This is a genomic window from Phytohabitans sp. LJ34, from assembly GCF_052068095.1.
GTDB lineage: Bacteria > Actinomycetota > Actinomycetes > Mycobacteriales > Micromonosporaceae > Phytohabitans.
Window position 1 is genome coordinate 17,512 of sequence record NZ_JBQHDG010000035.1, and the last position, 20,468, is coordinate 37,979.

General features: G+C 69.2%; 17 protein-coding genes. 10 read left to right on the forward strand and 7 right to left on the reverse strand.

Going from position 1 to position 20,468, the window contains the following annotated elements; translation table 11 throughout:
- Positions 1-85: 85 nt before the first annotated feature.
- From ACTMTJ_RS41755 to ACTMTJ_RS41780, 6 genes are all read left to right on the forward strand, one after another.
- Positions 86-1,948: a S1 family peptidase gene (locus tag ACTMTJ_RS41755; protein WP_441224305.1), complete on the forward strand. Its 1,863-nt coding sequence runs from the start codon at positions 86-88 to the stop codon at positions 1,946-1,948.
- Between the two features lie 50 nt (positions 1,949-1,998).
- On the forward strand, positions 1,999-6,156 hold the full coding sequence (locus ACTMTJ_RS41760) for a polymorphic toxin-type HINT domain-containing protein (protein ID WP_441224306.1): 4,158 nt from the start codon (positions 1,999-2,001) through the stop codon (positions 6,154-6,156).
- Between the two features lies 1 nt (position 6,157).
- Complete coding sequence (locus tag ACTMTJ_RS41765) at positions 6,158-6,487, forward strand: hypothetical protein (protein ID WP_441224307.1); 330 nt, start codon at positions 6,158-6,160, stop codon at positions 6,485-6,487.
- Positions 6,488-6,505: 18 nt separating this feature from the next.
- Entirely contained in the window at positions 6,506-7,024 is a 519-nt protein-coding gene (locus ACTMTJ_RS41770) for a hypothetical protein (RefSeq protein WP_441224308.1), read from the forward strand.
- Between the two features lie 548 nt (positions 7,025-7,572).
- Positions 7,573-8,862 (forward strand): vanadium-dependent haloperoxidase, encoded by a 1,290-nt coding sequence (locus tag ACTMTJ_RS41775; RefSeq protein WP_441224309.1) that lies wholly within the window; start codon positions 7,573-7,575, stop codon positions 8,860-8,862.
- Between the two features lie 421 nt (positions 8,863-9,283).
- Positions 9,284-9,955 (forward strand): LiaF transmembrane domain-containing protein, encoded by a 672-nt coding sequence (locus ACTMTJ_RS41780; protein ID WP_441224310.1) that lies wholly within the window; start codon positions 9,284-9,286, stop codon positions 9,953-9,955.
- Here the strand turns inward: ACTMTJ_RS41780 and ACTMTJ_RS41785 are convergent, their stop codons facing one another.
- The 3 genes from ACTMTJ_RS41785 to ACTMTJ_RS41795 all read right to left on the reverse strand — a co-directional run bounded on the left by ACTMTJ_RS41785 (position 9,956) and on the right by ACTMTJ_RS41795 (position 12,422).
- A complete protein-coding gene (locus tag ACTMTJ_RS41785) occupies positions 9,956-10,420 on the reverse strand; it encodes a hypothetical protein (protein WP_441224311.1) in 465 nt (154 codons plus the stop codon). It lies immediately after the preceding gene.
- 402 nt (positions 10,421-10,822) lie between these two features.
- Positions 10,823-11,869 (reverse strand): CU044_5270 family protein, encoded by a 1,047-nt coding sequence (locus ACTMTJ_RS41790; RefSeq protein ID WP_441224312.1) that lies wholly within the window; start codon positions 11,867-11,869, stop codon positions 10,823-10,825.
- Positions 11,862-12,422 (reverse strand): RNA polymerase sigma factor, encoded by a 561-nt coding sequence (locus ACTMTJ_RS41795; RefSeq protein WP_441224313.1) that lies wholly within the window; start codon positions 12,420-12,422, stop codon positions 11,862-11,864. The genes ACTMTJ_RS41790 and ACTMTJ_RS41795 overlap by 8 nt, the downstream gene beginning before the upstream one ends.
- A 454-nt stretch (positions 12,423-12,876) precedes the next feature.
- Here ACTMTJ_RS41795 and ACTMTJ_RS41800 point away from each other — a divergent pair, with 454 nt between their 5' ends.
- Positions 12,877-13,398 carry a hypothetical protein gene (locus tag ACTMTJ_RS41800; RefSeq protein ID WP_441224314.1) on the forward strand — a complete coding sequence of 174 codons (522 nt, stop codon included), beginning with the start codon at positions 12,877-12,879 and terminating at the stop codon, positions 13,396-13,398.
- 275 nt (positions 13,399-13,673) lie between these two features.
- Here ACTMTJ_RS41800 and ACTMTJ_RS41805 read toward each other — a convergent pair whose 3' ends face one another.
- Positions 13,674-14,687, reverse strand: coding sequence for a LacI family DNA-binding transcriptional regulator (locus ACTMTJ_RS41805; protein ID WP_441224315.1), 1,014 nt, complete (start codon positions 14,685-14,687; stop codon positions 13,674-13,676).
- 335 nt (positions 14,688-15,022) lie between these two features.
- On the opposite strand from ACTMTJ_RS41805, the gene ACTMTJ_RS41810 reads away from it, so the two are divergent.
- Entirely contained in the window at positions 15,023-15,991 is a 969-nt protein-coding gene (locus ACTMTJ_RS41810; RefSeq protein ID WP_441224316.1) for a glycoside hydrolase family 6 protein, read from the forward strand.
- Positions 15,992-16,232: 241 nt separating this feature from the next.
- Here the strand turns inward: ACTMTJ_RS41810 and ACTMTJ_RS41815 are convergent, their stop codons facing one another.
- Both ACTMTJ_RS41815 and ACTMTJ_RS41820 read right to left on the reverse strand, forming a co-directional pair.
- Positions 16,233-16,361 (reverse strand): hypothetical protein, encoded by a 129-nt coding sequence (locus ACTMTJ_RS41815; RefSeq protein WP_441224317.1) that lies wholly within the window; start codon positions 16,359-16,361, stop codon positions 16,233-16,235.
- Positions 16,362-16,381: 20 nt separating this feature from the next.
- A complete protein-coding gene (locus ACTMTJ_RS41820; protein ID WP_441224318.1) occupies positions 16,382-17,029 on the reverse strand; it encodes an FMN-dependent NADH-azoreductase in 648 nt (215 codons plus the stop codon).
- Positions 17,030-17,148: 119 nt separating this feature from the next.
- On the opposite strand from ACTMTJ_RS41820, the gene ACTMTJ_RS41825 reads away from it, so the two are divergent.
- Together ACTMTJ_RS41825 and ACTMTJ_RS41830 are read left to right on the forward strand one after the other, a co-directional pair.
- Positions 17,149-17,634 (forward strand): MarR family winged helix-turn-helix transcriptional regulator, encoded by a 486-nt coding sequence (locus tag ACTMTJ_RS41825; RefSeq protein ID WP_441224319.1) that lies wholly within the window; start codon positions 17,149-17,151, stop codon positions 17,632-17,634.
- A gap of 93 nt (positions 17,635-17,727) precedes the next feature.
- Complete coding sequence (locus ACTMTJ_RS41830; RefSeq protein ID WP_441224320.1) at positions 17,728-17,934, forward strand: RNA-binding S4 domain-containing protein; 207 nt, start codon at positions 17,728-17,730, stop codon at positions 17,932-17,934.
- A gap of 420 nt (positions 17,935-18,354) precedes the next feature.
- Here the strand turns inward: ACTMTJ_RS41830 and ACTMTJ_RS41835 are convergent, their stop codons facing one another.
- A complete protein-coding gene (locus ACTMTJ_RS41835; RefSeq protein WP_441224321.1) occupies positions 18,355-19,974 on the reverse strand; it encodes a PHP domain-containing protein in 1,620 nt (539 codons plus the stop codon).
- Between the last annotated feature and the right edge of the window lie 494 nt (positions 19,975-20,468).

The following is a 20,468-nucleotide window of genomic DNA, read 5'->3' on the forward strand; positions in this document are numbered from 1 at the left end:
ACGCACGGGGGCTTCACCATGGGATCGGTCTGCCCTCCCTGCCCACAGTGGACGGTCGCGTCGGTGCTGCGCGGGGGAGATTGAGATGCGGTTCGTGTTCCGGCAGGTATGGATGGCTGGCCTGCTGGCCTGGGTCGTGGCGGTCGTCGGGGCGTTGACGCCGGCCCCGGCGTTCGGCATCGCCGGCGGCACCGCGGCGGCCCAGGGGGCGTATGACTTCGTGGCGGACGTCAAGATCGGCGACGTGCGTGGTTGTTCCGGTGTGCTCATCGACCCGGAGTGGATCGTCACGGCGGCGAGCTGTTTCGGCGAGGCGGGGCAGCCGGTCCCCTCCGGCCCTCCGGCGCAGCCCACCACGGTCACCGTCGGCCGCGCCGACCTGCTGGTCGGCTCCGGTGGGCAGGTGCGCACCGTGATCGACATCGTGCCACGGACCGACCGCGACGTGGCACTGGCCCGGTTGGCCAAGCCGGTGATCGACGTCGCACCGGCGAAGATCGGCACCACGGCGCCGGCGGTGGGCGACGTGCTGCGGGTAGCCGGGTTCGGGCGCACCGCCACCGAGTGGGTGCCCGACAGGTTGAGCACCGCCCCGTTCACCGTGCAGGGCACCACGTCGACCACTGTGGACATTGCCGGCACCGGCGCCGCGCCGCCGGGCGTCTGCCGGGGCGACGCGGGCGGCCCGGCGCTGCGGGAGGTCGCCGGCGGGGTCGAGGTCGTCGCGCTCAGCAGCACGACCTGGCAGGGTGGTTGCTTCAACGAGACCGAGACCCGCAACGGCGCGACGGAGGTCCGGCTCGACGACATCAAGCCGTGGATACAGCAGGCGATCCGGGGCGGCGACTTCGTGCGGCTGGCGACCAGCGCGTCGGTGCTCGACACCCGCATCGGTCTCGGGGCGCCGGCCGGCCTTCGCGCTGGCGGCAGCGTCACGAGCTTCCAGGTGACCGGGGTGGGCGGAGTGCCGGCCACCGGCGTGCGAGCGGTGCTGGTCGACGTGACGGCCGTGCAGCCGGTCAACGCCACCTACCTGACGCTGTTTCCGGAGGGCACGAGCCGCCCCATCCCGCTGTCGATGGTCAACACGGCGCCGGGCCAGGTCATCTCCAACACGGCCGTCGTCCCGCTGCGGGCCGGCGGCAAGCTCTCCGTCTACAACGCCTCTGGCAACACCCATATCACCGTCGACGTGCAGGGCTACTACACGGCGCCGTTCGGCACGACCGGCGGCGGGTTCGTCCCGGTCGCGCACAGCCGGCTCGTCGACACGCGCACCAGTGGCGGCGCGCTCCCCAGCGGGGCGAGCCGCACGTTCACGCTGACCGGCGGCGCCGTGCCGGCCGGTGCCGCCGCCGTTTTCCTCGACGTGATCGTCACCGGCTCGACCGGACACGGCTGGCTCGGGGCGCGTGCACCGACCGACGGCGAAAAGAGCGTCATGGACTACCTGCCCGGCACGTTCGCGCACGGCCTGGCGGTCCGGCTCGACTCGGCCGGGCGGGCCACGTTCACCAACCACGGCGGCTCGTCGATCCATCTGGTGCTCACCGCCGAGGGCTACTACACAGCTAGCCAGACCACGGGTTGGGGGCTGAGGGCCATGGCGGGCACCCGGGTCCTCGACACCCGCCTCAGCCCCGGCGCCCCGGTGGCGGCAAACGCCGTCGTCGACGTCCCGCTCAGCGTGCCGGCCGGCTCGGCGGCAGTACTCAACCTCACCGTCGTCAACAACACCGCGGGCGGCTTCCTGCGCGCCTGGCCGGCGGGGGCCGCGGAGCCCGTGCCGTCGCTCGTCAACTATCCCGATCCGGCCACCAGCGCCCGGTCCGGGTTGGCCGTGGTCCAGGTCGGCACCGGCGGCACGGTGCGGATCAAGAACACGAGCCCGGGCACCGCGCACATCCTTGCCGACCTGCAGGCGTGGTTCGCGCCGCCGATCCAATGACCGTCGATTCCACAAGCTGATACACACCGGGGGAGACCGTGAAGGCAAGCATGCGGTTAAGGGTCAGAGGTGTCCTGTCCGCGGCGGTGGTCGCTGTGGTCGGTGCGGGGTTGTTGGTCGCACCCGGCCGGGCCGAGGCGGCGCTGTCCGCCGACACCAACCGGCGCCTGGCGGTCGAGGCAATGCTGTCCGGCGGTCCCTCGGTGCGGCGGGCGGCCGAGGTCGCGCTACTCGGTTCCGAGCAGGATCTCCAGTCCTTCCTCGACACCGGCCGGGCAGCCGCCCAGCAGGCCGACGAGCGGGCGGCGGCGCAGGTGCTGGCCGGTCTCGACGGTCCCGCGACCCGCGAGGCCGCGCTGCGGGCACTCGACGGCTCCCCCGAAGGGCTCCGCACTTTCGTCAACAGCGGATGGAAGCAGTCCTGGAGCGCTGACGAGCGGCTGCGCGTCTTCCGGGCCTGGGAGTCCGGCGGCCCGCACACAAAGGCGGCAGCCACCGCGGCTTTGGCCGGCACGGCGGAAGACTGGTCGCGGTTCCTGGCCTCCGGCCGCAAGGTCGCCGAGCTGGCAGACGACCGGCTGGCCGCCACGACCATGCTCACGGGCGGTGCCAACAACAGCGGCCCGGTGCTCGACGCCGCGGCACAGCGTGCGCTGGCCGGCACGGCGCAGGAGTTACGCGAGTTCCTGGTCTACGGGCAGTTCGTGGCCCGCGCCCGCGACCAGGAGCTGGCGTCCATCCGGAGCCTGACCGAGCAGGCCAAGCAGGCCGGTGAGATCACCTCCCGCGAGTCGCTGGCAGCGGCGGAGGCGTCGGCCCGCGCGGTGAACGCGTCGCTGGAGGCGAAGAAGGCGGCACAGACCGCGGCCGCGGAGGCCCGCGCGGCCGGCGGCGCCGCGGCGAAGGCGTCGGCGGCGGCCGGTCGGGCCGCGGACGCGGCGGCCGGCGCGGCGCAGGCGGCGCGGGAGGCGGTGGCTGCCTCCAATGCGGCGATGCGCGCGGCGCGGATCGCGGCCGACGGGGCACGGCGGGCGACGGCCGCGGCGTCGCTGACCGCGCAGGCGGCCTCGCGGGCACAGCGCGCGGCGGCGGACGCCCGTACCGACGCGGGCAAGGCGGCCGCGGCGCGGGCGGCGGCGGAGGCGGCCCGAGACGCGGCGCGCAAGGCGCGCGAGCTGCAAGAGGTCCGAGCGGAGCGGGACCGCGCCCTGGCCCAGGCGAAGGCGGCGACCGACGCGGCCCGCAGCGCCAGCGCCAACGCCGACGCGGCCGCCGCGGCGGCCGATGACGCGAGCCGGCAGGCGGGTGTATCGCAGGCGCAGGCACAGCGGGCGCGTAACGCGGCGGCCACCGCGCAACGGGAGGCGGCCGCCGCCGCGCGGGCGGCCAACCGGGCGTACTCGCTGGCGCAGGCCGCCGCGCAGGCGTCGGACGAGGCTTTCCGGTTCGCTGAGCAGGCGGCTACGCACGCCGAGCGGGCGGCCGCGGCGGCGGACACCGCAGCCGAGCAGGCGGGCATCGCGGAGAAGGCGGCGGAGGAGTCGGCCAAGCACGCGGCCGCCGCCGTAGACGCCGCCAACGTCGCCGTGTCGGCGGCCAACCAGGCTGTGACGCTGGAGCAGCTGGCCCGCCAGGAAGACGAGGCGCGGCTCGCCGAGTACACCGAACAGGGCGTCAAGGCGGCACAGGACGCCCTCGCCGCCGAGCAGGCCGCCGACGCGGACGCCGGCGAGTACACCGCGTGGAACCGTAAGCTGCTTTGGGACACCGAGGAGGAACAGCGGGTCGACCCGGCCACGCGGGTCCTCCTTGACCAGGCCACGGCGGCCGGCGCGTCGACCGAGGTGGTGCTCGACCAGGGCCGGCGGGCGGCGTTGGCGCTGCTTTCCACCGGCGGCGACTGGACCAAGGAAGCGGCCCGGGAAGCACTGGCCGGCGGCGAGGTCGAGCTGCGGTCGTGGCTGACTGACGGGCGGCGTTTCGCGGTCGCCCAGGACAACCGGTCCCGACTGTGGCACCTGGTCGACACGCTGCCGGACGGGCCGGAGAAGACGGCGGCGCAGACCGCGCTCGCCGGTGACGACGCCGCGGTGGCCACGTTCCTGCGCACCCGCAACTACACGGGCAAAGCGGCCAACGACCGGCGCGCGATCTACACCATCCTCGGCGCCAACCCCGGCCCCAACCTGAAGGCCGCCGCCGAGCGGGCGCTGGCCGGCACGCCCGCCGACGCGCACCAGTTCCTGCGCAGCGGCCAGCACGTGGCACGCACCGCGGACGAGCGCCTCGAGGCGTTCCGCGTGATCGACAGCGGTGGCCCGGAGGTCAAGGCCGCCGGTCAGGTCGCGCTCGCCGGCCCCGCGTCGTACGTGTCGTACTTCCTGGCCGCCGGGCGCTACCAGGCCGCACAGCGTGACCTGGAGCAGGCCACGCACGTGGAGTCGGTCCGGGCGCTGATTCGCCAGACTCAGCAGTACGCCCAGACCGCCCTCGCCGACGCCGCCGAGGCCAACCGGGTGGCGGCGGTGGCCCGTAACGCCGCCGAAGAGGCGCGGCAGTGGGCCAACCAGGCGGCCGCCTCGGCCAACCAGGCGGCCCAGCACGCGGCGGCCGCGCAGGCGTCGGCAGCCGCCGCCAAGCGCTCGGCGGACGAGGCGGCGCAGTCGGCGGCGGTCGCCCGAAACGCGGCCAACGCGGCCCAGGCCAGCGCGAACTCCGCCGCGCGGTCCGCGGCCACCGCATCCGCGGCCGCACAGCGTGCCAGCGCCGACGCCAAGGCCGCGCAGGAGGCCAAGCGGGCCGCGCGTGAGGCGGCCAACGCGGCGGGCCGGGACGCCGTGGCGGCCAACATGGCGGCCAAGGAGGCGGCCGACATCTACGCCGCCAGGCTCCGCGAGTGGGAGCAGCGGCAGCGCAGCACCGAGCCGGGCAGCGGTCCGGGCGGCACCGGCACCGCCAACGACGCCCACCGCACCTGGGGATGCCTTGTGCAGCCCACGTCGATGACCTCCGAGTGCCTGAAGGTCTACGGCGACTTCGCGCAGACGCTGATCAACCCGGCCCGGTGCTCCTCGCCGGCCAACAGCGCCTCGCCCGGCTGCCAGATGCTCGACGACATCCTGACGTTCGTCGAGGAAAACCCGGACCTCGTCCTCGACATGCTCCAGCTCGTGCTCATGGCGTGCGGCTTGGTCCCCGGCGCCGGCGAGGTGTGCGACGGCATCGACGCCGCGATCTCGTTCGGCCGAGGCGATTGGGTCGGCGGGCTGCTCTCGATCGGCGCGATGGTCCCGTTCCTCGGCTGGGTCGCCACCGCGGCCAAGGGCGGCCGGATGGCCGACAAGCTGCGCGGCGCCGTCAACCTCGCCGAAGACCTGGCCCGGGCCTGCAAGCGTCCCAGCAGCTTCGTGCCGGGCACCCCGGTACTGCTGGCCGGCGGACGCACCGTGCCCATCGAGAAAGTCAGCGCCGGCGACCGGGTCGTCGCCACTCAGCCGGTCGTGGGCGTCACCGCGGCGAAGTCCACGACGGCGACACGCAGCAGCTACGGCGCCAAGACCATCGTCGACATCCGTATCGACGTCGACGGCGGCCGGGGCTCCCGCACCGCGACCCTGTCGGCCACCGACAGCCACCAGTTCTGGGTGCCGCAGCTCCGCTCCTGGGTGCCGGCGGCCACGCTCCTAGCCGGCGTCCGGGTCGGCGGCGCGGGCGGCACGTCCGTGGGGATCGTCGCGGTTACCACCCGCCAGGTCACCACCCGCGTCCACAACTTGACGGTGGCCGACTACCACACGTACTACGTGGTGGCCGGCGGCACCGCGGTCCTGACCCACAACGAAGACCCGCCTTGCGTGGCCATTCCGGGCGCGACCCGCCTGAGCGACGCGGAGCAGGCGACCGCGGGCCGGCTGCTCAACGACCGCTCCTTCACCGGCCGCAAGCTGCACGAGTCGACCGACGACGCGTACGACTACGTCGACGACTACCGTCGCACCTACGATGCGTTCGGGCAGCCCGGTGCCTACGAGCACTGGAATCCGCAGCAGTACTTCGACCAGTTCCGCCGGCACATCGACAAGCAAGGGCTCGACTTCGTCGTGCTGGATGTGACCGGTGCGAACTCGAGCCAACTCGACGAGATCTTCACGTTCTTCGACTCGTTGAGTCGGGCAGAGCAAAACAAGATCAAGCTCGTGGGAGACTGACATGGCTGGCTCGATCGGCGTCTCCGACACCGTCACCTGGTACACGAACGGCTGGGGCTACCGCCAGCTCATCGACGAGGCGATACGCGTCGCCCCGCCGGAGCGTCGCGAGCAGATCGAGTACTACCGGGTCCAGCCGGGGCTGACGCTGTCGCTGCTGCCGGAGGCCGATCGCGTGCCGGTCGCCACCACGCTGCTACGTGCCGCACAAGAGCTGATCAGCAAGCACGAGCACAGCGGCGACGAGTACCAGCGCGGCTACGCGCAAAAGCTTCGCGATCTCGTGGCCAAGTTGACCGACGAGGTCGTGCGTATGCAGGCCGGTGAATAACGTGGGCGGGGGAGCACGGTGACGAAGCGGAAGATCATGCCATGGCTTGGCGCGGCGACGGTGGTGGCCGCCTCCGTGCTCGTCCTGCCCGGCGCCGGTTCGGCGGCCCGGGAGGTGGCCGATACGCAAACCCCGGCCGTGGAAGACTTCACCCACCCGGGCGCCGAGCGGATCCTGGCCGAGCACGGCCTGAAGGTCTTCAAGGGCGACGGGCACATCGTCTTTGTCACCTCGCGCACCTATGACGAGGGACAATGTGCCACCGGCCAGATCCAGGTCGAAAAGGCACTCGAAGCCGAGCCGTACGGCGTCTACTACTGCTTCCGCACGCGGGGCACGGCGGGTTTTCTGACGCTCGAGGTGCCCGCCACGTTCGGCATCCGCGGCGGTGACAAGCCGATCGAGGCGACCGCCGAGCTGCCGGACGGCGAACGCACGTGGGAGGTGCCGCCAAACGCGTTCGTCGCGGTCGAGCCGGGCTCCGGCGGCGAGATTCCTCAGGCCGTACTCGTCGAGCTGCGGTTGGCTGCGGGCTAATCGGCACAGCTGCCGACGGTGCTGTGCTCGATGACATCGATGACCGCTTAGAGGAATCTCCCAGCAGCGACACTGAATCGGACCAAGAGATCTCGCGGCTGCCGAGGGTGGCCCGGTTGGGTCTCAGCATTCGTCGCGCCGGTTGGGACCAGGTCCCGGGGTGGCCGGATGATGTCGAGGGCTTCAAGACGTGGCCCACCCTCAGGACATTAGGTCGACCAGCGCGTCGCCGCGCTGGGTGCGGCGCAGCCTGACCTCGCGGCCGTGGCGCCCGCGTGCGAGCAGAGTGATGAAGGGTTGGCCCGGGTTGGTGCGCGATCTCGCCGAATTCGGTAGGCGCGAGAGGGTCGGGTTGCCGTGTCGTTGTCTTGTGGCGTGAGGTTGGCCCTGTAATCGACTTTAGGGCCGGATCATATCGATCAAGTTCGTTGCATTGTTGGTGTGATGGTTCCCTGTTACGGTCGCTTCAGCGCCGGTCGAGATAGACCGATCTTGGCGATTCGGGGTTCGGTGGTAGTGATCGGCATGCCAGCCTGGGGAGGTCAGTCATGGCAGGTCAGGATCGGTCGCGCCGCTGCGCTCGTGGGGTGGCGGTCGCCGCGATGCTCGCGCTGGTGGTGCCGGTCGCGGTCGCGTCGCCGGTAGGTCCGGTGTCCGCTTCGGGTGCTTCGGTCAACGCGGCCGTGGTGTGGGATGGGTATGCGCAGACGGCGATTTGGGATGTTGCCGGTCAGCAGCCGGCGCAGGTGGCGGGGCGCAGTTTCGCGATGGTCAGTGGTGCGGTCTACGACGCGGTGAACGCGATCGCCGGGACGCCGTATCAGCCGTACCTGGTCGCGCCGCGGGCCTGGGGGTTCGAGTCCACGGACGCCGCGGTCGGTGCCGCCGCGCACCGGGTGCTGCAGGCCCTGTTCCCCGAGCAGCAGCAGCGGCTACAGGCGCAGTACGAGCTGTGGCTGGCCGGGATCGCGGACGGCCGGGCCAAACGGGGCGGGATCGCGGTCGGTGAGCAGGCCGCGGCCGCGATGATCGCGGCACGGCAGGATGATGGGGCGTTCGGGGACCAGATGTGGTCGGTCGGCACCGAGCCGGGCGAGTGGCGGCCCACCCCGCCGGCTTTCGCCAATTCCGGGGCTTGGTTCGCTTACATGAAACCGTTCCTGATCCCCAATCCGGCGATGTTCCGTACGCAGGGGCCGCCCGCGTTGTCCAGCCGCGCCTACGCCCGTGACCTCAACGAGATCCAGCGGGTCGGCTCGGCGACCAGCACGACCCGGACCGCCGACCAGACCGACGCCGCACGATGGTGGCACGACCGAAAGTCCCCCAACTGGGAGATCAAACGGCAGCTGGCCACCAGCCAACGGCTGAGCGTGCTGCAGACCGCACGCATGTTCGCCATGGACGACATCACCGCCACGGACGCCGCCGTCGCTTGCAACAACGACCGGGAACACTTCAGCTTCTGGCGGCCGGTAACCGCTGTCCAACTGGCCGACACCGACGGCAACCCGCGTACTCAGGCGGACCCGAATTGGACGCCACTGCTGGTCACCCCGGCCCAGCCCGACTACCCGTCCGGAAACACCTGCGGCACCAGCGCCCGGATGGCCGCCTACCGGTTGTTCTTCGGCACCGACCGGATCCCGTTCAGCGCCGACAGCGTCGACACCGGCACCACAAGGCACTTTCGCAGCTTCTCCCAAGCCACCGCCGAAGTCATCGAAGCACGCATCTGGGGCGGCATCCACTTCCGCACCGCCGACGTCAACGGCGCCGAACTCGGCCAGGCCGTCGCTGACTATATCGCCCAACACCACTTCCAGCCGCACAGGTGAGTACACCGCACGAGAGATAGCGCAGAACGCGTCCACGCTCAACCGCCACCCCACCATCCATCCAAATCCGAGGCCAGCCCCCGACGCGGCGCTCGATGAAGGTGCTGAGCCGCGGGCCGTCCAGGGCCGGGTCCCGCCAGTTCGGCGGCAGCATCTCCCGCAGCCGCTCGACCGTTGCCAGCAACGGCCGGAACGCGTCCAACGGGGCAGCATGGCCTTGATCTGGGCGCTCCAGGCCTGCGAGATCCCGTCGAACGGCGACCACAGCGACGGCGTGAACGGGTAGTTGAACTTGAAGGCCGCCGTGAACTTCGGTAGGAACCGGACGGCTGCCGGCATCTCGCAGGCATCCGTCTCCATCAGCGGCGCGTCATGGGCACCGGGCGGCGGTCTAGTGGTTCACTCTCGGCCATGTACGGGCATGCGGCTATGGATCGGCGCCGGTCTATTGATCTTGGGCGCCCTGCTGTTTGTAGATCGGTTGGTGCCGTCCGCCAACGTGCCGCATCTGATCGCGATGTGGTGGCCCATCGTGCTGGTTCTGTTTGGAGTTGGCGGCTTGATCCGACTTGCCTCGCACCGACCGGCGTTGCTGGTGCCCCTGGCGATGACCATCCTCGGTGGTGCGCTGGCGCTGCGGACGACGGGTGTCGTTCCGTCATCGATGGACCGGTTCATCTTGCCGCTTCTGGCGTGCATGGCTGGGGCGGGGTTTCTAGGGTTTGCGGCAGCCAACAGACGCAAGGCGGCGGACTCCCCGGTGGCTGGGCGAATGACATCGATCGCCGAATCGCGGAAGATTTCGTGGCCGCACCACGAGAGGTCACTGGCCCAGTTGGTGTCGGTGCTAAGCGGATGTGCGGTCGAGCTACCCAAGCCAGACGGGTTGAAAGAGGCCAGGCTTGAGATCACGGCGTTCGGCAGCGCGGTTGACGTCGTCGTGCCTCAAGGTTGGCGCATCGAGATGAGCAGCCGGAACATCCTCGGCCGGAGCCGTAATCGGCTTTCGACCGTGGAGACCGACCCTTCGAAGCCGATTCTGATAGTGGAGAGTCTGGTGATCGGATCAGGTGTCACGTTGATCCGACCATGATCATTGATGATACAGTCCGACGTCCGTGTCGGTGCGTGAGTACTTGATCTCGGCGCTCGGGATCGTCGCACGCTCCCACAAGGTCGTCAACGTCTCGTTGAGCTCCCGTTCCTCACTGAGGTTCTGCGGCAGATCGATGTGCATGAGCTGTAGCAGCTTGAGTCGATGCACATCGAATGCGGCGCAGACCGCAGTCCCGTAGACCCCAGCGGCTGCCACTGCAGCCCGGTACGCGATTGCTGCAAGCAGGATCATGACGGCAGGCGTGAGCAGCCACCAGCCATGCCTGAGGAGGAGGACGGCCGATGCCAATGCGGAGACCCCCAGACTTAAGCACAGGCGCGCCGCCGTGTCGAGTTGGTTGCGCGCCTCGGCCACCTGTTTGAGCGTCTGTTCCGGCAGCGCCTCGAAGAGCCGGGGCCAGGCCACGTTCGGCGGTGTTGCCGGTGTCACGGGCTTATGCATCTGTTTATCCGGCGGTCGATGGCCCCAACGTTGGATTCCTGCCGGTCGGCGTTGTGGTCGGCTGAGAAGGACTGCTGTGTCGCAGCCAGGTAGGGGAGAGGTCGTGGTTGTCGGACCTGTTCCGCCGAGCAGTTGGGGTGGGCCGGCGCCTGGGCGACCTGCTCGGGATCGACCTGACCGGGATTCGGCTCGACGGACTGCGTTGGTCCGCCGCAGCCGATGGCCTTCCGCCAACTGGCACGACCAGGCCCTGTGGGACTCGACCGAGATGCCTACGCATATACCTGTGTCGAAGCGATGGCAACGATTACAGCGAATTCTCTCCACAGTAGACAAAGCCCGCCGGAGCCTGGAGCAGTGTGCACTGCTCCAGGCTCCGGCGGGCAATCCGGCGGTGTCGGTTCAGCCGAACTGGTCGGTGTGTTCGCAGCCGAGGACCAGCGTCGCGCCTGCGACCGTGTCGGTGGGCTGCTCGATCTCGTCCCAGGCGAGCATTTCTGCGGTACGCGGGTCGAAGATGAGCACGTTCTCGATCTCGCCGTTGTCGAGGCTCACCGCCACACCCTTGCGGCCGGCGCGGTCGGTGGCCTCACCTCGCCAGACGACACCCGGCGTCTTCGCGAGGATGCGCAGCAGTTCGGCCCGCGTGGCGAGGGGAACCGGGTAGTTGCTGGACCAGTCGCGCACCGTGCGGAACGGGTTCTGGTCGTCGATGCGCTTGGCGATCTCGGCCGGGTCGGTCGGCAGCGGCGGTTTCGCTCGGTCTCGCTCGGCCGCTGGCGGGGCGTCGACGTCCTCGACCGTCGTGTGGGTGGCGGTCGGCTCGACCGGATGCCTCTGGAAGTACCGATACGACTCCTCGTTCGGATACACCGTCGGCAGAACGGTGGTGCGGATCCGGGCGGAGCCGTCGGGGGCGCTCCACTCCCGCCTCTCACTGGGGATGATCCGCTGTGCCTTGCCGTTGGGCAGGTCGTCGAAGACGGCGTTCCACCCGATGGTGTGTACAAAGGTGTACTTGCCCGTGGTGGTGTCGCACCGGCCGGGTGCCAGTTGCGCGGCGAGGGCACGCAGCTGGTCGCCCGCGGCGGGTGGCCGCTGGTCGATCTGGAACCCTACGGGCCGGATAACGGGCCCGAGCGTTGGCGTCGGTACAACCGTCCGGGTGGGCGTCGGTCCGGTCGTCTCGCCGGCCGTGACGCTGGACGGATCCGCGCCGGTCAGTCCGCTGGCGACCAGGCCGGTCGCGACGAGACCAGCGGCGGCGACCCCGGCCGCGACCGGGACGAGGATGCGGCGGCGCCGGACGCCGGACGGTGCCACGATGGCGGCGGTCGCCTCGGCGAGGGCGATGATGTCGGCGGCCTGCGCGCGCGGCGGGGGGATCCGCACGCCACGCGCCGGATCCGTCGGGCCGAGGAGCGCCTTGGTGCTGCTGGTGTCAAACATGGTTGTTCCTTCTCTGCTGTCGTTCCAGATGCTTCGATACCGGCACGCGAGCGGCCGGCGTGGTCGGCGCTTCGATGGCGCGGGCCAACCGCCCCCGCGCGCGGTGCAACCGGACGGCCGCGGTGGCTCGGCTGCAACCGAGGACGGCGGCGGCCTCGGCGAGCGAAAGCTCCTCCCAACCGATCAGGCGCAGCAACTCCTGGTCGGCCTCCGAGAGGGTGGCCAGCGCCCGGCGAATATCGGTCAGCCGATCGGCCACGCTGTGCTCGTCGACCGCGATGGACAGTTGCTCCTCGTCTACCCGCACCGGCGTGGCTTGACGAGCACGCCAATGGTTCGCAAGCACGCGGCGCGCCACGCCGTACAACCAAGGCAGCTGACGATCGGGCACCTCGGCACGGCGGCGCCAAGCGATGACAAAAACCTCCTGCGCCAACTCCGCCGCGGCGTCCGGGTCAGCGAGCCGACGCAGCACGTAACGAGCGACCTGCGGATAGTGAGCGGAATATGAGGCGGTGAACCAGCCTTCGCCGCGCTCTCGCAGCACGGGCATAGACTCTCCTGACTATCGTCAACGGGTACACCGTTACTTGTGTCGCCAACTCGCCGACGATTACACCAGTCGTGCTGTGTAACGGACTCCTGTCCTGTCCACGATCCATGTGTTGCAAGATGGGGCGTACCTGCGGCACAGCACCGCAGACCCGGCTCCCGCCCCGAGCACCGACACGGTGGAGATCGTCGCTACCGAGCACGAGGATCACCGCAAGCCCGACGGCACGGGGTTGGATGACGATGGCCGACCTGGAGGGCAACCTGTTCTGCGTCGAGCGCAGCGCCGTCGAGCGGGCGTAGGCGGTCCTCGTCCTATAGCCCTTGGCTGTTGTGTTGATCGGAATCGCGCACGACGGCCGACCCGGACGCCCTCTCATGCCGATGTGCGCGCACTGAACTGCGGAAGACACTGCGACCGTTCACGCAGTTGATGATCGAGTAACCTGCTGTGCATGACGGACCCGACCAATGTCCACCCGGTGCGCACCGTACGTGTCGGTGACCGGAGCGCCGACATTGATGAGATGCTGGCACCACTGGTCGAGGCGTTGTGGCGTAACGGGTTTCAGACGTTCACCAGCTGCCAGGACGCCGGTGAGAGCAACGCGGACTGGGTGGACCTGTTGCCTCACATGGCTGCATACGTGGAGTCCCGCAAGGGATGGGCTTTCATCGACCTTCCGATCCAGGACGGCCTCCGGTTCCTGACCGCTGTCGCGCAGGCCGGCCCACGCGACGCGTTTTACGTAAGGATGACTCACTGGGCTGCCCCGCATGCCTGGGACGTCAGTGTCAAACCGATGGACCTGGCGATGTTCGACGAGACGATAGCGTCGAGTTTCGCGATGCGGTTGATGCAGGTCTGCTTTCCTGTCTCGGACCTGCCTGAGATCCATCGGCGGATCGACCGCTACGAAGCCGGTGAGCTCGTCCCACCCTCAGCGACCGACTGGACGACGGTTGGGCGACGCTAGCCCAATGTCCGCCGGGGGCATCCGGATCTGCCGCGATCCGCGCGGTGCTGGCGACAAGATCACGTGCACGCTCATGCCGCTGGTCGCGCGCGGCTTCGGCGGCGTGCTGATGGCGAGCGAGCCCTTGATCTTGGCGTCCGGATCTGCCGCTGGTCGGGCGGTTGCCTGAATTGGGCCAGGCCGCATAGGCGGTCGTACGGCCGGCGACAGGGGCGGTCCGGTGGTTCGCCTCTGGCTGGGAGGCCCCGCCAGTCGAGGGCCGTTGAGCCAGTGCGTCATGCGGAGTCGCGCAGCACCAATTTTGTGGGCAGGATGATGGACGTAGGTTCCTGCCCTGCGATCAGTCCGATGAGCATCCGGGTCATCTCCTTCCCCAGTGCTTGGATCGGCTGGTGGATCGTGGTCAACGGCGGATCGGTTCGTTCGGCTACGCCGAGATCGTCGAAGCCCACCACCGCTACGTCGGTCGGCACGGTCCGGCCGGTCTCGCCCAGCACGCGCAGGGCGCTGGCCGCCATGTTGTCGCTAGCGGCGAATACGGCGTCGAGGTCGGGGTGGCGGTCGAGCAGTGTTTTCATCGCCACGGCGCCGCTGGCCTCGGTGAAGTCGCCCTCCGCTGTCCCGTACGGGGTGAGACCTGCCATGATCATCGCTTCGATGTAGCCGCGGTGGCGGGCTCGGCCGACGTCGGTGGACATCTGCCCGGTGATGGTGGCGATCCGGGTTCGACCGAGCCCGATGAGGTGCTCGGTGGCGAGCCGCGCCCCGCCGAGGTTGTCGGAGTCGACGTACCACTGCGGCTCGAAGTTCAGCGGCCGGCCGCCGTACACCGCGGGCAGGCCGGTCCGGCGCACGATGTGGGTCAACGGATCGTCGCCTTTCAAGGCCATTAGCATGATGCCGTCGACGCCGCGTGTGTGCAGGAGGTTGGTCAGTCGGGACCGGCCCCGGCGCGAGCTGGCAAGGCACAGCAGCAGGTGGAGGTCGGTCTCCTCGAGCGCTGCGGACACGCCGACGATGACTTGGGCGAAGAACGGGTCGGCGAACAACTGTGGATCGTCATGGGAGACCGCGAGGGCGACGATTCCGGTCTGCTGAGTGGCCAGGGCACGGGCGGTTCGGTTGGGCAGGTAGCCCATCTCCTTGACGGCCCGCTCGACGGCATCGCGTGTGGCGCGGCTGACGTGGGGTGCCTTGTTGATGACCCGGGACGCGGCGGACCGTGACACGCCAGCCCGTTCGGCCACCTCGTCGAGGGTGGGCTGCCGTCGAGGCTTCTGCGCTGCCATCGCGATGCCGAGTCCTTCCTGTCCGACGTCGGGCAGGCGTTACCACCGGCGGCGCCGTTATCGCTGATCGATCGTATCGATCGGTGACGACAGCGTCGATGTGCTTCACCGAGCCGTCACCTTCGACCCGGAACGGAACGTGGGAACTGGAAGCGGTCCCAGGAAACCTCACGGTGGGTCTCCCCTGAGAAGGGGGTAAGGCGACGCATCTCTTGACTTTCGCCCGCTTCTTACTGACCATCGGATAGATATATATAGATGTAGCCGACTGGAAGCGCTTCCAGCTTTACGGGTCGACGCCCGCCAAGGTCCCCCACGTACGAGGAGACACGCCCATGAAACGACTGACCCGTCCTCGGGTGCTTGCTGCCGCGCTGGCCTTGGCGGCTCCCGCGGTCCTGCTCGGCGCGCCGGCTGCCTACGCGGATCCGGTCAGCCAGACCAGCGGGTTCTACGTCAACCCCAACTCCAGCCCCGCCACGTGGGCGGCCGCCAATCCCGGTGACGGACGCGCCGCCGCGATCCGCACCCAGATCGCGCAGAAGCCGATGGCCAGCTGGTTCGGCAACTGGAGCGGCGACATCGGCAGCGCGGTCAGAAACTATGTCGGGGCCGCCGACGCCGTCGACAAGCTGCCGCTGCTGGTCGCCTACAACCTTCCCGGCCGGGATGCCTGCGGCGGCCACTCCGGTGGCGGTGCCGGCAGCGTCGCCGCCTACGACTCGTGGATCGCCTCCTTCGCCTCCGCCATCGGCAGCCGTCCCGCCGTGGTGGTTCTCGAACCGGACTCCCTAGGCGACTTCAACTGCATGAGCCAGGCGCAGATCAACGACCGCGTGGGCATGCTGTCCCGCGCCGTCGGTCAGTTCCGGTCCAAGGCGCCCAATACGTGGGCCTACGTCGACGCCGGCAATCCCGGTTGGGTCGACGCACAGACGATGGCACAGCGCCTCCACATGGCCGGTGTGGCCAACGCGCGCGGCTTCGCGCTCAACGTGTCGAACTACTTCACCACCGGCGAGAACACCAACTACGGCAACCGGGTCGCTGCCGCGCTTCAGCGGTTCGGGTACAGCAAGCCATATGTGATCGACACCAGCCGCAACGGCAACGGCTCAAACGGTGAATGGTGCAACCCGAGCGGCCGCCGGATCGGCACGCCGAGCCAGATGGGCGGCGGCGCGGAGATGCTGCTATGGCTCAAGACGCCGGGCGAATCCGACGGCAATTGCGGCGTCGGCGGCGGATCCAGCGCCGGGCAGTTCCTACCCGAGGTGGCCTACAAGATGATCTACGGGTATTAGCTGCGTTGTGAGGGCTGGCCTTGTTCAGGATCCGGTTCGGCTGGGATCTTGCTGCCCGGGTAGCCACAGTGGCGTTGGTCGGGTCGTGCTGGAAATCGTGTGTAGCAGTGCGTGGAGCACTGCGCGGGTGTGTGGCTCGTCGAGCATCTCGCCGATTCACGCCGCGGCGCCGGCCCGGGGCCAGAAGCGGAAGTCTCTGGCCCCCGACCAACTACCTCGGCACTGAGAACTCTTATAACGATCACTGGGTCGTCCAGTTGGTCAGTCGGCACCAGCAGATCAGGACGCGGGCGAGGCTGACCAAGCCGTCGTGGATGTCGAGGTGTCGTTCCCACCGGGCTACGTGGTCGTGCCCGGCCGCCATCGTCACCGGTAATGGTTGGCCGGCTCTCAGGCGGGTATGGGCAGCGTGCCGAGTGCGCGGCCGGCCTCGCGGGCTGCCAGTAGGGCGCCGGCGTGCATCTGCGAGGCCTGCTCGGTGAATGGGTCCAGGGCGGGGTTGACGCCGACGAGGGTGAACTCCCGCTCGACGACGGACAGGTGGGCGCCCCAGCAGTCGGCGAGGATGCGCCGCAGGTATGGGGTGGAGTGATCCCAGCCCTCCCGCGGGGTGCCGCCGCCGTATGCGCCGCCGCGGACGGTGGCCAGCACCACCGGCTTGCCGGCCAGGAACGGTGTGCCAGACGCTCGCGGGTCGGTGCAGACGACGTCGATGTACGTCTTGAAGTGTTGGGAGACACCGTAGTTGTAGAGCGGCACGGCGAACAGGATCGCGTCCGCGGACAGCAGTTCGTCCACCAGCGTCGCGGCGAGTGTGACGGCGTCCCGCTGTTCGGCGGTGCGTTCCTGCGGTGCGGTCATGCCGGCAGTGACCGCCGCTGCCCAGGCGGTCGCGGGCAGGGTGTCGACGCCGATGTGGCGGTGCTCGACCCGGTCGCCCGGGTGGGCGGCGAGCCACTCTTCCTCGACGATGTCCGCGATCTCGCGGCTCGCGGAGCCGTGGGTACGGATGCTGGCATCCAGCCGGAACAGGGTCACGACCACTCCTAAGGATGAGGTTCAAGCTTGAAGTCGAACCTATCCGATTACACTTCAATCTTGAACCTGGTGCGACATGCCTCACTTCACGGCTGAAGTCACGTCGTAGGCTGGGTAGCGTGCCGGACGAACCGCGGTGGCTGACCGACTGTGAGCGCGACGCTTGGATCGCCCTGGCCAAGCTCGTCTTCAACCTGCCCGGCGCGCTCGACGCGCAGCTGCTACGAGACAGCAGGCTGACCCTGTTCGACTACTTCGTGCTCAGCAACCTTTCGATGACACCGGGCCGAACACAGCGCCTCAGCGACCTGGCCGGCCACATCGGCAGCTCGCTGTCTCGGCTGTCGAACGTCGTCAAACGCCTGGAGCAGCGGGACCTGCTGCGCCGCGAGCCGGACCCGGAAAACCCTCGCTACACCAGGGCCGTACTGACCGACGCCGGGTGGGATGTCGTGGTCGCCGCGGCACCGGGCCACGTCGCGGCGGTGCGGCGCTACGTCATCGACGGACTCACCGAGCAGCAGGTCAACGTGCTCCGCGACATCGCCTGCCACGTCACCCAACAAATCGACAAGGCCGCAGAGGAAGGCACACGACGCGGCTAACCTCGCCCGGCCACCACACCAAGATCGTGTGCGCGGATAAGTAGCCGCGAGTCGCGGTGGACTGGTCCACCTCGCAGGGCCGATGATGCAGCGATGAGAGACGTTCCGATCCGCGACGACATGATTCGGCTGGGCCAGTTCCTCAAGCTGGCCGGCGTCATCGAATCGGGTGGTGAAGCCAAATCCGCCATCGTCGCGGGCGAGGTTGCGGTCAACGGTGAGGCCGAACTGCGTCGGGGGCGGCAGCTCCATCGCGGGGACGTCGTCGAAATCGGTGGCGAACGCCTTCAGGTGATCTGACCGCACAACCACGACATCGAGAACTTCAGCGCACTCTCAAGTAGCCGCGATCCGCTCGCTACGTCCTGTGGCGGAGTCGGGGTTCGCTCGCCGTTGCCCAGCGGGCGATCTGATGGGCAGTGGCGGCGGCCGGGTCCCGGACGCGGAGACCGCGGCCCGAGTCCGGCCAGAAGTGGTGGCGCAAATCATGAGCTTGGACGGGCGGATGAGCTCTGCGCAGGGCGATGGCCAGGCAGTGTTCCGTGCCGGCGATTTAGCAGTGTTCGACACGTCTCAACCATTCACGTGGATCCGCGATGAGGGAATGCATCCGTGCCCCACCACATGATCAGTGTTCCGCCGCCCCAGGTCCAGCCGTTGCTGTCCCGAGTACTCAATCGGACCCGAACGACGTGACGCTCGTCGACCCGCCGGACTCCGTCACTGCGTCGTGGCGAAGACGGGATTGGAGTAGAACCACAGGTCTTCCCAGGGATTGGCCTCGCCGATGACGTCGAGGGCGGGTCCGGCCGGGTCGACACCGGCGCCGAAGTAGCCAGGAGCGCCGCGCTTGCCGTCGGTGCCACGTACCCGGATGTAGAACGGCCCGTCGACGGCGATCTCGTGGACGAGCTCGACGGTGCCGGCCCGCTTGTCGATGTTCCAGGACTTGACGACCTTGGTATCCGGGGCGCGGAAGGTGGAGCGGTCGGCGGCGGGTCCGGTGATCCTGCCGACGATCAGGTCGACCCTGGCGAGTACCGGCATCAGTCCGGCGAAGTTGGCATGGGCGGCCAGGTCGATCCGGATCACCACCTCGGCGGTGCGGCCGGCCCGCGTCTTCAGGGTGCCGCCCATCGGCACTCCGGGCTGGCGCGAGCCGCCTGGGCGAAGGCGCAGGTCCAGACCGGCGATGAGGTCGCCGAGGCATACCCACATCCGGCCGGCCCGCATGGCCTGCATCACCTGACGGTAGCCGTACCCGGTGGCGCCAACCCAGGTCTTGTTGTAGGCACCGGGCGGGAAGGAGCTGTACTCGATGATCGGACGGCCGGAGTCGACCGGGTCGGGAAACCGGCCGGTGTTGTTGAACGTGTGTCCGTCGCTGTCGTACGGGATGCTGTCGTACCCGGTTTGGTTGAGTGGGTCGACCGGATTCTTGACCCAGTCGCCGCAGCCCTGATGACCGTCGGACGTGGTGGTGATCCACCAGGGCTTGCCCTCGGCGAGGAGGCTGTCCCACAGCCCGCCGACGGTGGCCGTCATCCAGTCGAACCCACCCCAGGTGCGGTAGCTTTCGGCCGGATAGCCGGGGAACGACCAGGTGCCGGGAGCGGAGTCGTACAGGCCGCGTCCGCGTGCCATACCCGGCGCGGGCAGGCCGGCCGCCTGGTGGCCGGGGGCGCCTTCCATGCCGATGACGATGCCGGGCGCGGCGTCACGCCAGTTGCGGGTCTCCGAAGGGGAGTTGATGCCCAGCCTGGACGGGTGGTTCGGTAGTACCAGCGCGTCGGCGATCCGGCCGTTGGCCACCGCGTCCTTGAGAAACGTGAGTGCCTGCAGGGCGATGGCCTCGTTCTCCGGGGTGCCGTTGCGGGTGCCGTTGACCCGGGCGTCATAACGGTCGACGAACTCCTGGAGCAGGGACGCCTCGTTGGGGCCCGGGGCCAGTATCAGCGTGGTGTGCTCACCGGCGGGGATGTTCCACTCCAGGCCGGTGAAGACCAGGACGTCGTCGCGATATGTCCTTCTCGCCGCGACGATGTCGGCCACGAGCGGCGGAATGCTGTAGGTGGCGAACGGGACGTTGCCGTGGTCGGTGACGACCAGCCAGTCGAGCCCGTAGGTGGCGGCACGCTCCACCTGGGTGGCGACCGGGTACATGGCGTCGTTGCTGTACTGGGTGTGGATGTGATGGTCACCGGCCAGCCAGACGTAGCCGTCCCGCGGCTCGCGGGCCCGGGGCGCGCCGGCCGCGGCCGTGCCGTGGCCCAGGACGGCGCCGGCGCTGGCGAGGCCCGTTCCCACCAGGAAGCCGCGCCGGCCAGTACTCAGGTCCATCGTTTCCTCCACCCACCCGCACTGAAGATCACCGGCGGGGACAGTACCCATCCGTGGCCGATTCCGAAAAGATCTCAGGTTAACGCCGCGAGACGGGGGCGAGTGCCACATCTGAATACCGCCCGCGGCAGCCGACCGCTCCCAGCTGACCTGTTGCCGCACTTGAGGGACGAACGCACGGCACGAGTCAGCGGCGCCTTGCTCCGGTGATCCCTTTCCAGGAGTGTCCATCTCATCCGCCCGTGCTCCCAGACCCGTATGCCGACTGTGGCCCTGCTGGCACTCACAAGTGGAGGACGTGTCAGTCAAGATCTACCGACGGATGCGGTCTTGGGCCAGCCGTGGGTTTCGACGAGTGGCAAGCCACTGGTATCCGCTATGCGAGCCATTTCGGCACGGTATTCTCGAACACGCCTACGGCTTGGCTTAGAGAGTGTTGGGTTACCGGCTGATCACGTGACGCACTGGTTGGGAACGCAGGTGTGGTTCTCTGG